The 12,195-nt window shown below is 49.3% G+C and carries 14 protein-coding genes; 10 read left to right on the top strand and 4 right to left on the bottom strand.

The genetic code is table 11. The features are described 5' to 3' along the window. Window positions 1-27: 27 nt before the first annotated feature. Window positions 28-1,161 carry a response regulator gene (locus NYE29_RS02660; RefSeq protein WP_340894236.1) on the bottom strand — a complete coding sequence of 378 codons (1,134 nt, stop codon included), beginning with the start codon at window positions 1,159-1,161 and terminating at the stop codon, window positions 28-30. A 226-nt stretch (window positions 1,162-1,387) separates the two neighbouring features. Here NYE29_RS02660 and NYE29_RS02655 point away from each other — a divergent pair, with 226 nt between their 5' ends. The 4 genes from NYE29_RS02655 to NYE29_RS02640 are packed head-to-tail and all read left to right on the top strand — an operon-like array spanning window position 1,388 to window position 4,040. Further along, on the top strand, window positions 1,388-1,954 hold the full coding sequence (locus tag NYE29_RS02655; protein WP_052091868.1) for an RNA polymerase sigma factor: 567 nt from the start codon (window positions 1,388-1,390) through the stop codon (window positions 1,952-1,954). After that, on the top strand, window positions 1,951-2,406 hold the full coding sequence (locus tag NYE29_RS02650; protein WP_340894233.1) for an anti-sigma factor family protein: 456 nt from the start codon (window positions 1,951-1,953) through the stop codon (window positions 2,404-2,406). The genes NYE29_RS02655 and NYE29_RS02650 overlap by 4 nt, the downstream gene beginning before the upstream one ends. A 28-nt stretch (window positions 2,407-2,434) precedes the next feature. Next, complete coding sequence (locus tag NYE29_RS02645; protein ID WP_038587282.1) at window positions 2,435-2,932, top strand: hypothetical protein; 498 nt, start codon at window positions 2,435-2,437, stop codon at window positions 2,930-2,932. A 19-nt stretch (window positions 2,933-2,951) separates the two neighbouring features. Continuing rightward, window positions 2,952-4,040: a DUF4097 family beta strand repeat-containing protein gene (locus NYE29_RS02640; protein ID WP_340894231.1), complete on the top strand. Its 1,089-nt coding sequence runs from the start codon at window positions 2,952-2,954 to the stop codon at window positions 4,038-4,040. A 122-nt stretch (window positions 4,041-4,162) separates the two neighbouring features. On the opposite strand, the gene NYE29_RS02635 is transcribed toward NYE29_RS02640, so the two are convergent. Next, entirely contained in the window at window positions 4,163-5,143 is a 981-nt protein-coding gene (locus NYE29_RS02635; RefSeq protein WP_340894230.1) for an aldo/keto reductase, read from the bottom strand. Window positions 5,144-5,329: 186 nt separating this feature from the next. On the opposite strand from NYE29_RS02635, the gene NYE29_RS02630 reads away from it, so the two are divergent. From NYE29_RS02630 to NYE29_RS02605, 6 genes are all read left to right on the top strand, one after another. Then, complete coding sequence (locus tag NYE29_RS02630) at window positions 5,330-5,764, top strand: hypothetical protein (RefSeq protein WP_038587288.1); 435 nt, start codon at window positions 5,330-5,332, stop codon at window positions 5,762-5,764. Window positions 5,765-5,999: 235 nt separating this feature from the next. Then, a complete protein-coding gene (gene leuB, locus NYE29_RS02625) occupies window positions 6,000-7,082 on the top strand; it encodes a 3-isopropylmalate dehydrogenase (RefSeq protein WP_038587290.1) in 1,083 nt (360 codons plus the stop codon). 248 nt (window positions 7,083-7,330) lie between these two features. Beyond that, window positions 7,331-7,870 carry a peroxiredoxin gene (locus NYE29_RS02620; RefSeq protein WP_038587292.1) on the top strand — a complete coding sequence of 180 codons (540 nt, stop codon included), beginning with the start codon at window positions 7,331-7,333 and terminating at the stop codon, window positions 7,868-7,870. Between the two features lie 222 nt (window positions 7,871-8,092). Next, a complete protein-coding gene (locus NYE29_RS02615) occupies window positions 8,093-8,500 on the top strand; it encodes a hypothetical protein (protein ID WP_038587294.1) in 408 nt (135 codons plus the stop codon). Window positions 8,501-8,869: 369 nt separating this feature from the next. Then, window positions 8,870-9,973 carry an ATP-binding protein gene (locus tag NYE29_RS02610; protein WP_340894229.1) on the top strand — a complete coding sequence of 368 codons (1,104 nt, stop codon included), beginning with the start codon at window positions 8,870-8,872 and terminating at the stop codon, window positions 9,971-9,973. A 152-nt stretch (window positions 9,974-10,125) separates the two neighbouring features. After that, on the top strand, window positions 10,126-11,631 hold the full coding sequence (locus tag NYE29_RS02605; protein WP_340894227.1) for a leucyl aminopeptidase: 1,506 nt from the start codon (window positions 10,126-10,128) through the stop codon (window positions 11,629-11,631). 91 nt (window positions 11,632-11,722) lie between these two features. Here the strand turns inward: NYE29_RS02605 and NYE29_RS02600 are convergent, their stop codons facing one another. Further along, a complete protein-coding gene (locus tag NYE29_RS02600; protein WP_340894225.1) occupies window positions 11,723-11,869 on the bottom strand; it encodes a hypothetical protein in 147 nt (48 codons plus the stop codon). 110 nt (window positions 11,870-11,979) lie between these two features. Continuing rightward, complete coding sequence (locus NYE29_RS02595) at window positions 11,980-12,162, bottom strand: FeoB-associated Cys-rich membrane protein (protein ID WP_052091870.1); 183 nt, start codon at window positions 12,160-12,162, stop codon at window positions 11,980-11,982. Between the last annotated feature and the right edge of the window lie 33 nt (window positions 12,163-12,195).

The raw sequence follows: 12,195 nt of genomic DNA, 5'->3' as shown, positions 1-12,195 counted from the left end.
AAAAAAGGAAGGGGCATTCTAGAAGATTCAGTGAATGTGCTGCTTCCAATTATGATACCAGCGCTCAATATTTACGGGCAGCTCAATGCTGAGCTCCCTGTTCAGCAAATCCGTGAGGATGTTGTATTGCTCCTCTACCGCCGAACGTTCTCCTATGCGGTCATAGACCTTCATGAGTCCTAAATGGCCTTGCTCAAAATAAGGCTGCAGCTGTACAATCCGCTGATACACGGTCACCGCCTCCGGGATTTTTCCGCAGCCGATATAGAACTCGGCCATCTCCATCGCATGATGCAGCCAAATGCTTCGCAGGCGCTGGCGTTCACTTTCTGCCCACAAATAATCATAGTCGGCCAAATAATCGCCCGAGTAAAAGCCAAACCAATACTGGTACTGCCCATAGTTGCCAGCATTTATCGGCTCAAGGGAGAGGATTCCTTTTTCCCATTCTGCACTGTCTACCAGCTTGCTTCCTGTTTCCAGCTTATAACCTTCCCCGCCGCTTAGATTGCTGATCCGCAGATCTGTCTTCCCTTGCTTTAGGCATTGACGCACCTGATAAATAGTTGTATACAGATGGTTGGAAGCCTTCTTTAAATTGAAATCAGGCCACAGCAGATCAATCAGTGTGTCTTTACTGATGAAGCGGTTTCGGTGATGAAATAAATAGGCGAATAATTCCTGCCCCTTTGCGGTGCGCCAGCGGATGTCGTGCAGCTGCAGTCCGTTCCGTTCGAACCGGAGACATTGAAAACAACGGATCATTATTTCACTCCCGTTGTTTTCTTGCGGCTCCTGGTGCATTTTTTCCTCTACGCGCGAGAGGGTCTTTATCAGCCGTTCCCTTCGCACAGGCTTCAGAACATAGTCAAGGGCATGAAGCTCAAAGGCATCCACTGCATAGCTGTTATAAGCAGTCACAAAGACAATGCTCGTCCGGGGGCAGTGAATTTGAATGATTTCTGCTGCCTGCAGTCCGTTTAATTCGGGCATATCGATGTCGAGAAAGATAACGTCAGGGTTCAGGTAAGCAGCTTCGCTGACGGCTTTCCTTGAATCTGTGAAGGTAGCTACAATCGCAACAGTCTCCAGCTCCTCCAGTATCATCTTCAAGTTCATGAGAGCAAGCCGCTCATCATCCACAAGCACTGCGCGAATCATTGAATCACCGCCAATTTACTATGAGTTTTTAGTTCGGGTTGTTAAGGCAATCCCTAGAATAAGTTTGCTTTTGCCATAATAATGAGGTGATTTCGACAAGAAAAGGCATTAATCCTTCAAAAAGGAATTTATCCTGTTGTAAGATATACATAATGGGCTTGAATGTCCACGACAAAAAAAATTTAAAAACGTTGCAGGGAACTCCGGTTGCCCGGCGTCTAACTCTATGAAGCTGAAGGAGGGGAGAATACTGGAAGAGACGGAGTGGATTTCTGCTGTGCTAAGCGGCGAGCACCAAGCCTTTGGGCATCTGGTCAATCGTTATCAAGGCATGGTGTACAGAGTATGTATCAAAATTACGGGAGAAGCCGAGTCGGCCAAGGATATGGCCCAGGAAGTCTTCATAAAAGCCTACAAGGCACTTCCCTCCTTCAGGGGGCAGTCTTCATTCTCCACCTGGCTGTACCGGATTGCTTACCGGACCTGTCTCGACTGGAAACGGGCAAATGACAGGGAGTGGCGGCACCGCAGTATGGCGGATTACACGGAGAATGACTGGGTAACGACGCAAACACCTGAATCTGCGGTGCTGCGCAAGGAAGCCTCGCAGGAGCTGGACGAGAATTTGAACAACCTCACAGAACCGTACCGGTCGGTCGTGCAGTTGTATTATTTTCAGCGTCACTCCTATCAGGAAATTGCTGATCAAAAAGGGATTTCAGTCAAAACAGTGGAATCGCAGCTCTACAGGGCCAGACAGATGATGCGTAAAAGCGGGGAGGAATGGCGATGAATTGTGCAACAGTAAAAGAATGGATGCCACATTATATCGAAGGCTTGCTATCTCCAGAAGTGGAGCTGAATGTTCGTCTGCACATTGAATCTTGTTCCGACTGCGCGCAATGGCTGGAAGAAGCCAGAGGGCTGGCGGCACTGTGGAGCGAGATGGAGACGGGCGGTGAGCCGGTGGATCTTCCCGAGTATCCCGATTTTACTGCTGATGTGATGTCACGTATTGAACAGCTTGAAACCGGGCGCAGAGAGCGTACCGTTAAATCGACTATGTCCAGACGCCGGACTGCACCGGGAACCTCATGGATGCATTATGGACTTGCTGCTTGCTTAACCTTCCTGCTGCTGCAACTTGGAGTATTTGAGAATCTGGCTTATGGCATCAATGAAATTAACGGGCATATGTCAACTTCAGTCACTTCCTGGTTTAATGCTCAGGGAAGCGCTAAATAGAAAAATTAACACTAAAGGAGCATATTAGATGATTAAAAAAAGACGCTGGCTGACGTTTCTGCTCGCGATGGTTCCAGGGATTGGCCACTTATATCTGGGATTCAAAAAGTTGGGCCTTCAGTATATGATTGGAGCATCGCTCTGCATCATACTTATTCCTTCCATGCCGACGGTATTTCCATTCGCCCTCGCGGCCTTATGGTTCTACCAGCTGTTTGATGCGCTGCAGAAAGCGGCCTGGATGAAAGTATCCGCCGCTGAGCATGAGCGGATGATGTTTCATCCAGACAGTTTCGGAGCGCCGTGGACGATGGGGATGCCTGCGGCTCCAGATTATCCGCATGACGATCTGAATCCGGTCTGGGTGGGGATCGGCTGTGTAGTAGTGGGTTTCTTGCTGCTATTGATTACTGCTTTCCCGTGGCTCTGGCACATTCTCACAGATATGAACATCGGGGCAATTCTGCTGTCGCTTGGTTTAATCGGGTACGGGCTTAGTATGCTTAGAAAAAATCCTAAAGTATAGAGAAATGGGGAAATGATCCATGGGGAGATGGAAAATCGGCAGTTTCACGGCCGCAATTGGCTGCATCGTGCTGGGTGTCATTATTGTACTTGCCCAATTTGATGTGGTAACGTATGACGCACTGGGTTTTATCTGGCCTGCGTTGCTCATTCTGTTCGGCCTGGAAATGCTGCTCAGGCTTTTCATCAGATCAGAGGTTAAGAGCCGTGTCAGCGGTTGGGCAGTTGTCCTGATCATTGTGCTGGTCGCAGCCAGTGGAGCACAGACTGTGCTGGCCGGCGGCTCAATAAGCCGCATTCTCGGCAAGACACAGTTGGCTCCGCTCAGCGGAACCGTGGAGGTAAAGCCGGAAATCAAGAAAATTAAGATTGAATTGCCGAACGGGAAGGTTAAGGTTCAAGGTGTGGAAGGCAGCACGCTTGATTATGAAGGCAGCCTGGAGCTTCCGGGTAAATCGGCAAGTGAAGCAGCAAGTGCGCTGGAAAAGAAGTGGAAGGTGACGACGGAAGGAGACACCCTAACTCTGGAGCTGGACGAAGAAACGACTTGGCTCGATATTCAAATCGGATTTAATTTCAAGGATCCGTACCTGAACGTCAATCTTCCTATGAATCTGGCTGTGGAGGTTGACACCGGCGATGGTTCAGTTGAGGCTTCAGACCTGAAGGCCGGCATTGAAATCGATACCAGCAACGGCACCCTGGATATTCATGATGTTGCCGGAGGCGTAGATGCCCACACGAGTAACGGCACGATGGTGGTGAAGGAGGTCCAGGGGGAAGTGAAGCTTGTCAGTTCCAATGGAGCTATCACCCTGGGGAATATAGACGGCTCCTTAACGGCCAAGAGCAGCAACGGCAGGATTACCATTGACTCGGCGGCTACAGGCGACTGGGATCTCAAATCCAGCAACGGCAAAATTACCGCTAGCCTGCCGGCAGCAAGCGATGCAAAGATTACTGCCGACACCAGCAACGGTGCGCTGAAGGGGAATATCAATTGGCAGCGCGACGGCGATAACCATGGAACCGCCGTACTTGGCAACGGAACTCATAAGGTATCTTTATCAACCAGCAACGGTGCAGTGACCGTGGATACGACTGAATAACAAAAATAAGGAGCTGTTCCCCAGTAAGGGGGCAGCTCCTTATTGCTTTATAAGATCAATAGAAGGACAGGGTTCTGCCGGTCTGCTTCTGCCGATTGGCTGAAGTTAACGGCCCGCTGCGTCTACCAGGCGTAGGCTTTCGGGGCTTCCCCACCGGGTCCCGGGAAGATTTCATCCAGACGCTTCAGCACGGATTCCTCCAGCACAATCTCCAGGCAGCGCAGGGCGCTTTCGAACTGCTCTAGCGTCCGCGGCCCGATAATCGGCGCCGTTACAGCAGGGTTGGCCAGCAGCCAGGCCAGAGCGATATTATCCTGTGGCTCTCCGAGCTCACGGCTTAAATCGGCAAAAGCCGTAAGCTGGCTCTTGTATTGCTCTACACGTTCAGAGTTGCCGCCGCTGCGGCTGCCCTCAATCTTCTTGAGCGCATTGCGGCCAAGAAGTCCGCCGTCGAGCGGGCTCCACGGAATAATGCCGAGGCCGAGATTCTTCGAGGCAGGCAGCACCTCAAGCTCAGGGAGACGGCAGGTCAGACTGTATTTATGCTGCTCCGATACGAGACCTACGAAACCGCGTGCTTTCGCTTCCATCTGCGCCACGGCAATATCCCATCCGGCAAAGTTACTGGAGCCGACATAGCCGATTTTGCCTTGGCTTACAGCGAGCTCAAATGCACCCCACAGCTCGCCCCAGGAAACCTTACGGTCGATATGGTGCATCTGGTACAACTCGATGTGATCGGTCTGCAGGCGCTGTAGTGAGCCTTCCAGATGGCGGCGGATAATATAGGAGGACAGGCCTGCTTCATCGTTGGGTCCGTCCAATTTGTCGCTCATTGCTCCGTAGACCTTGGTGGCCAGCACAACCTTTTCACGCCGGCCGCCGCCCTGCTTGAACCAGCGGCCGATGATCGTCTCCGTCAGTCCGGAGTTTTCACCCCATCCATAAATGTTAGCGGTATCAAAAAAGTTGACCCCGGCATCCAGCGCAGCATCCATAATGCGGAAGGCTTCCTTCTCATCCGTAATCGGACCAAAGTTCATCGTTCCCAGACATAGGCGGCTGACCTTCAGACCGGACTTGCCAAGCTTCGTGTATTGCACTCCGCAACCACTCCCTCAATCCATTTTGACGAACAACTGCATACTAATTGTAAACAACTTAAGAAACAAGAGCAAACACAGCAGCACTTGCAGAAATCAGTAATAAATATATATACAAATTTAACCATAATGGTAGAATGGAGACAAGCGTATAAATACGCTTACATTTTCTAAAGGAGGAAGATTATGAGAAGAAAAGGCTTTTTATCTGCTGTAGTCGCATTAGTAATGATGTTCAGTATGGTGTCTTCCGTTTTCGCTGTCTCTTCCACCGTTCTTATTCCCAACCTGGATTATTTTGTCCAGCACAGCCTGAAGAATGATGATACAGTCACCTTCAAGTACAAAAATACTTCGAGTACAACGCAAACTGCAATTTTCAGAATTACCAACGTAGGTCCTTTGGATACGGGAACCGACCAGGTAACGGGTAAATTTCAAGGCAGCTATTCTCTTGTTTATGCCAACGGACAAACAATAAACCTGGGAACGATTGGGGGTTCCAGCCTGTCCGGCGGACTCAACAATTATCTGGCTCCGAATGCCTCTCTGGTAGTCACCGTAAAGAACGCCAATGCCAATTCGCAGAATGCTTTTAAGATCAGATTTGATAATCATTAATCTATCAATGACAAGCTTGTGGTAAAAGGGCTCTCCGGTCAGACGCAAGAAGATGACTGGGGAGCCTTTTGTGCGAACTTGTGGATACAGCACTTACTTCAAGTCTGGTTGACTTATAGGAGATACCTATCACTTCCATAGAATCTATATCTTTGTCCTTTTCCCGGCGGTATGATACAACAATATTAAGAAGAACTATGTCTGCGTGCAGCAGGCAATCTAAGGAGTGACTGGAATGAGCGAGGTTAAAAAAATTGCCGTAATTGCCGGGGACGGTATCGGACCTGAAGTTGTAGCTGAAGCTGAAAAAGTACTCAAGAAAGCGGAAGAGGTATTTGGGTACACCTTTGAAACTGAGCATGCGCTGTTCGGCGGCATTGCGATTGATGAACGGGGAACCCCGCTGCCGGAAGATACACTGGAAATTTGCCGCAGTGCAGATGCAGTGCTGCTCGGAGCCGTCGGCGGACCGAAATGGGACAACAATCCGAAGGAGCTGCGTCCGGAAACAGGATTGCTAGGTATCCGCAAAGCACTGGGGCTGTTCTCCAACCTGCGTCCGGCTGTTGTATTCGATTGCCTGAAGGATGCGTCAACGCTGAAACCGGAAGTGCTGGAAGGCACTGACCTCATGGTTGTGCGCGAACTGACGGGCGGCATTTATTTCGGAGAGAAGCTGCGCCGCCAAGGTGAGCATGGGGAAGAAGCTGTTGATACCTGCGTATATAACGTAACGGAAGTGGAACGTATTGTCCGCCAGGCCTTTGAAATTGCCGGTAAACGCCGAAATAAGCTGGCGAGTGTCGATAAAGCGAATGTCCTGGAAACATCCCGCTTATGGCGTGAGGTTGTGAACAGAATTGCTCCGGAATATCCGCAGGTGGAATTGGAGCATGTGCTCGTGGACAACTGTGCAATGCAGCTGCTGCGCCGTCCTTCCAGCTTCGATGTAATTGTTACCGAGAACATGTTCGGAGATATCCTGAGTGATGAAGCGGCTATGCTGACCGGTTCCATCGGTATGCTGGCTTCAGCTTCACTGGGTGAGGGCAGCTATGGCCTGTATGAGCCGGTCCATGGCTCCGCGCCTGACATTGCCGGCCAAGGTCTGGCCAATCCTATCGCGACCATCCTGTCTCTTGCGCTGATGTTCCGCACGACCTTTGGCTACGAGGAGGCAGCAGCTGCAATTGAGACCGCTGTGGCTGAAGTGCTGGATGCAGGACACCGTACGAGCGATATTGCAGTAGACAAGAGCAAAGCGATCAGCACAACCGAAATGGGCGATCTGATTGTTGCGGCGATCCGCAAAGCGTAAGGTACCACAGCTTACCTCCTTTGACTCAGAAAAACAAAAAACTTCACAGAAAGTTGCTTATTTATAATAATTATAAAAAAGTAATGAATGTAATATTGACTTTGATTTTGTACGATGATACCATTTGGTCTATAGCAATAAGAAATTGACCAACCATCATAATTCAAGAAAAGCATATTGCGCCGGTTTCCTCACGGAGCTGTCACAAGTGGTTGTTTTTCTTACATAATCAAAGGAGGATTTAAGCAATGGCAGAACGTTTGGTAGGTAAACCAGCCCCTGATTTCACTATGGAAACAGTAACGGGCGACGGTAAAGATTTTGGTAAGGTAAGCTTGTCCGACTATCGCGGCAAATGGCTTGTATTCTTCTTTTATCCGCTTGACTTCACTTTTGTGTGCCCGACGGAAATTACAGCATTGAGCGATGCTGCTGCTGATTTTGCAGCACTCGATACAGAAATTCTGGGTGTGAGCATCGACTCGATCCACAGCCACAAAGCATGGCTTACAACACCAAAAGATATGAATGGTCTTGGACAAGTCAACTTCCCGCTTGCTTCGGACATCACGAAGAAAGTTGCCAGTGACTATGGCGTCCTGATCGAAGAAGAAGGCGTGGCGCTTCGTGGACTGTTCATCATCGATCCTGAAGGTGAATTGAAATATCAAGTGGTTAACCACAATGATGTAGGCCGCAGCGTGGAAGAAACGCTTCGTGTTCTGCAAGCCTTGCAATCCGGCGGACTGTGCGCTATGAACTGGAAACCAGGCGACAAGAACCTGTAAGCCTATGTCTTTAAGCGTTCTTTGATATACTAATGAGAACCTCCTTGCGGGAGCAATTCCCGGAAAGGGGGTTTTTTGCAACAAAGAGCCCTCATTTAACGGTATTTCGTTTTAAAACGGGCGCAGAGGTTAATATATAGCCTGAAGGAGAGGAATCTCTCCACGCATCTTGTAATACAATAATACCAAATCAATGGAACTTACCAAGGAGGGTGAACAAGTATGAGCTTTTGCTGTGGAGCGAGTATGGTTGGAACTAAGGGAACCCTAAAACATTATCGCACGCAAGTCCATAATGTTCCCCTGCTTTTTTGTCCGGTATGCCACCGGGTAGAGGTACATTACAAAGTCGAAAACGAGTATGAGATTCTGGCAGAGTATGCTCATGGCGACGGGGTAACCGATGTTGATTTTCAGGACTATGTGATGGAAGACGAGGAAGCGATCTTCGAAAACGTCATTAATGTGGAGAGTGAAGATCCTCTCGCCATTGTGCGGAATCAGATCGATATGGCGCTTGACCTGCTGGCTGTTGCCAAGCAGATCGAAGATACCAAATGGGAACGTGAGCTTAAGAAGCGCCTGGCCGTAATGAGCCAGCGGCGCCATCGCTTGCAGCAGAAAGCATAAGGTCACCAAGAATACGATGGGATAGCCCTGGAATATTTCATTACGGAAGCCTTCGCGGCAGCGAAGGCTTTTTTTTGTAGTATTCCTTAATAATGGACAACCTTTGGTACGGAAAAAGAGCGGAATTTTGTTTTGGATCGATATTTAATGTGTCTTAAGAATCATTTTAGAAATATTTTTAGGATTCGACAGTTTCTCCGATTGCGTTGTCTTCTTCTCTTGGATATGATTGGAATATAGTTGAAACGGTTGGATAATATAATACGATTTCCGAATGTTCTGGCGGCTTCGTCATATACTCAAATACATAGTAATTTGATGTCGCTTAAGCGTCTTCGTCAAATGCAGTAAAAGGGGGAACTTCGTATCGTGATAAGCCAATATCAAGAAAGCTTGCTTTTACCGGCAAGAACGTTTCAATCCGGATCAATGGACACTACATATGAGGATGTTCTGGAGCACGTTGACAGTGGGATATTACTTTTTGATGAAGAGGGAGTTCTAACTTTTGTTAATAAACAAATGTATGGCATGCTTGAACTGAACCGCCATTCTCTATTGGGCTGCACGATGGCCCATCTGTTATCCCACATCCAGCTCGGCCGCTTTAAGAAGAAGCAGGTACTGCGGAGTTATCGGGAGATGGTGCAAAAGGGGAAGCAGAGCTATGAATTCGTAGATGAATACGGCCGTTACTGGCGGGTTTCATTATGCTGCGGAGAGCAAATGAAGGGCAGTTATTTGTTTACGGTCAAAGAAATCTCCGATTACAAGCTGATTGAGCAAACTGCTTACCAGAATGACAGCCTGGCTATGCTGGGCAAGCTGTCTGCTTCCATCGCCCATGAGATTCGTAATCCGCTCACAGCGATCCGCGGATTTATTCAATTGCTGCATCCTCATCTGCATCAACTGGGCAAAGAAGAATACGGCAGAATTATACTGGCTGAAATTGACCGCGCCAATGACATTATTCATGAATTCCTGACTTCTTCCAAACCTTCGGTCCCGCAGGTCAGCATGATTCCTGTATCGGCATTACTTAAAGAGGTTGTCCTGCTTACAGAGAGCGAAGCCTTGATGAAAGGCTGCCAGATTAATCTCCACCCGCTACATGGCGATATGATCATCTCCGGCGATGTCAAGCAAATGAAGCAGGTGGTGCTGAATATGATTAGAAATGCAATGGAAGCGATTACAGAGCGAGAGGATGACCAAATTGGAAAGATTGAGGTAGGGGCACGCCGGGAAGGGGCGGAGGTCCGTATCTTTATTTCCGACAATGGCAAAGGGATGGATATCTTAACACTGGACAGGTTGTTCAACCCTTTCTTTACGACGAAGGAAAACGGGACGGGGCTTGGGCTGTCCGTAAGTGACAGGATCATCAAAAATCATGGCGGCTGCATCTCTGTCAGCAGCAGAGTCAACGAAGGCACCCGGTTTGTCATTTCTTTGCCGCTTATTCAGTAAAAGGGGGTTCTGGGCGGATTTTTGGACAATACTGAGTTATACTTAATAAGCGAAAGAGGCTGATTCCTGCATTGCACAGCTTAGTGCAGGAATCAGCCTTATCTGCGTTATTAGACGGATTATTAAAATGGAAGATGATTGGAGGGGTTCTATTGAATATTGAATGGAGCTGCGGCGGTTCAATAGCTGCCATAAAGGGCGATGTTCTTTGCTATATAGTCTCACAAACTGAAATTGAGGCGGGCAGTCTTGCAACAGAGTGGAAGGAGCGAATGAATCCTCTGGTCAAAGCCGGGATTTTTACGGGCAAGCTGAATCAGACCTATACACTGCCTGCAGGGGAGGCATTTGAAATTCCTGTCATTCTGCTGGCGGGGAGCGGCAGCGGAGATTTGGATGCAGAGGAGATCAGGGTGCTGGCGGCCCAAGTATCCCGGGCTGTATTACGGTTAAAGGCGGCAACACTCGTGATCCAGTTACCTGCCGGCTTAAAGGTGAAAGAGCCGGAAATGACTGCTCAGGCGCTTACAGAGGGCTTTGTACTGGGGGCGTACCGGCGCAAACATTATAAGCAGGAGCAGCCTCCGTTTGCAGGGTTGACCTCCATTACATTCCATAGTGAGCTTAAGGTGGAAGAAGCTGAGGGGAATAGCTGGAGTCAGGGGATCGAGCGGGGGCTGGCCTTTGGCGAAGCAACCAATTTGGCCCGGGACCTAACTAACCTTCCCGGCAATCAGCTGACACCGTCTGCGCTTGCGGCCGCGGCGATTGATGTGGCTGAACGTTATGGATTTCCCGCTGAAGTGCTGGATGAACGGGAGATTGAACAGAAGGGCATGGGAGGCTTGCTTGCTGTCGGCAAAGGCAGCATTCATCCGCCGCGGATGATCGTCATTCGTTATCAGGGAACAAACGAGTGGAAGGACGTCGTGGGAATTGTCGGCAAGGGCATCACTTTCGATACCGGCGGCATTTCACTAAAGAGAGCACCAGGCATGGAAGAGATGATCAGCGATATGGGCGGTGCGGCAGCCGTGCTTGGGGTCACAGAGGCGCTGGGCAGGTTGCGCCCGAAGCTCAATGCCGTAATAGTGATTCCTTCTGCCGAAAATATGCCTTCAGCCAGTGCTTTTAAGCCAGGTGATGTTGTGACCTCTCTCAGTGGAAGAACCATTGAAGTGCTAAATACCGATGCCGAAGGCCGGATAGTACTGGGAGACGGACTTACCTATGCCCGGGAGTGGGGAGCGGAGCGGTTTATAGACGTAGCTACCCTCACAGGGGCTGTGTTGTCCATACTGGGGGATGTTGCCACAGCAGCCGTTACCAATGACCAGACCTTTATGCAGGAGCTCCTGGAGGCTTCCAGGTTGTCCGGGGAGAAGATATGGCAGCTGCCGGTGTATCCCGAGTTCCGTGAGATGCTGAAAAGCGAGGTCGCGGATGTCCGCAATGCTGCCGGGAGATTCGGGGGGGCTACAACAGCCGGATTATTTATCGGCGAGTTCGCTGAAGGCCTGCCCTGGATTCACTTGGACATTGCCGGAACGGCATTCCTCTCCAGGGAGCGGGGGGTTAATCCGAAAGGTGCCACGGGTGTAATGGTCCGGACGTTGCTGGAATATCTGCTGGGAATAAGTCAGCAGCCCCATTCCTAGAGGATGATCTCATCAAACAAAAAGCCGTAAAACTCCATCATACGGAGCTTTACGGCTTTTCCAATGCTGATCATTCATCCGGCAGAGCGGCCTATACGGTTCTGCTGGATTTTTTGGCTTTTACTTGAGAAGTAAAGGACTGTATACCGTTCATGATTTTGCCACGGGTATTTTTATTTTTCAGTAAATAGGCTGCTCCCAATGCTACCGTGGTAAATAACGTTTTTTTGGTGTTCATGGTTATTCCTCCTTGGGTATTGGTCTTCGTTGCAGTTGCTTATAACAAACATACCCGTATGGCGGGGAATTCAAACCCGTATATTTCTTCCTGTCCGTCCGTGCTTACGGTTAAAGCTTGTTATTGGCTGCTCCTCCACCGCAGGAGAACGGAGAGTCCAGGGATGCTGCCGAGCAGGTTTTTCCCTTGTCACAGCCAGCACAAGCCCCCTGTTTGCCCTTTTGAACATGCCGGTAAATCATCCAGCCGGAGTAACCAAACACAGCCGCTATAATTAAAATATTTATTATCATTGCCAAGCCCCGCTTTCATCAAGAAATCTGTTT

The organism is Paenibacillus sp. FSL M7-1046 (genome assembly GCF_038007405.1).
GTDB lineage: Bacteria > Bacillota > Bacilli > Paenibacillales > Paenibacillaceae > Paenibacillus_AQ.
The sequence above is the reverse complement of the archived record's forward strand: the minus strand, read 5'-3'. Positions and strand labels throughout refer to the sequence as shown.

Bases quoted from the DNA above. Each gene is read 5' to 3' on its own strand.
- NYE29_RS02650 (WP_340894233.1), top strand. From the start codon at position 1,951: ATGAATTGTGCAACAGTAAAAGAATGGATGCCACATTATATCGAAGGC.
- leuB (WP_038587290.1), top strand. From the start codon at position 6,000: ATGAGCGAGGTTAAAAAAATTGCCGTAATTGCCGGGGACGGTATCGGA.
- NYE29_RS02620 (WP_038587292.1), top strand. From the start codon at position 7,331: ATGGCAGAACGTTTGGTAGGTAAACCAGCCCCTGATTTCACTATGGAA.
- NYE29_RS02630 (WP_038587288.1), top strand. From the start codon at position 5,330: ATGAGAAGAAAAGGCTTTTTATCTGCTGTAGTCGCATTAGTAATGATG.
- NYE29_RS02615 (WP_038587294.1), top strand. From the start codon at position 8,093: ATGAGCTTTTGCTGTGGAGCGAGTATGGTTGGAACTAAGGGAACCCTA.
- NYE29_RS02660 (WP_340894236.1), bottom strand. From the start codon at position 1,161: ATGATTCGCGCAGTGCTTGTGGATGATGAGCGGCTTGCTCTCATGAAC.
- NYE29_RS02645 (WP_038587282.1), top strand. From the start codon at position 2,435: ATGATTAAAAAAAGACGCTGGCTGACGTTTCTGCTCGCGATGGTTCCA.
- NYE29_RS02595 (WP_052091870.1), bottom strand. From the start codon at position 12,162: ATGATAATAAATATTTTAATTATAGCGGCTGTGTTTGGTTACTCCGGC.
- NYE29_RS02655 (WP_052091868.1), top strand. From the start codon at position 1,388: ATGAAGCTGAAGGAGGGGAGAATACTGGAAGAGACGGAGTGGATTTCT.
- NYE29_RS02640 (WP_340894231.1), top strand. From the start codon at position 2,952: ATGGGGAGATGGAAAATCGGCAGTTTCACGGCCGCAATTGGCTGCATC.
- NYE29_RS02600 (WP_340894225.1), bottom strand. From the start codon at position 11,869: ATGAACACCAAAAAAACGTTATTTACCACGGTAGCATTGGGAGCAGCC.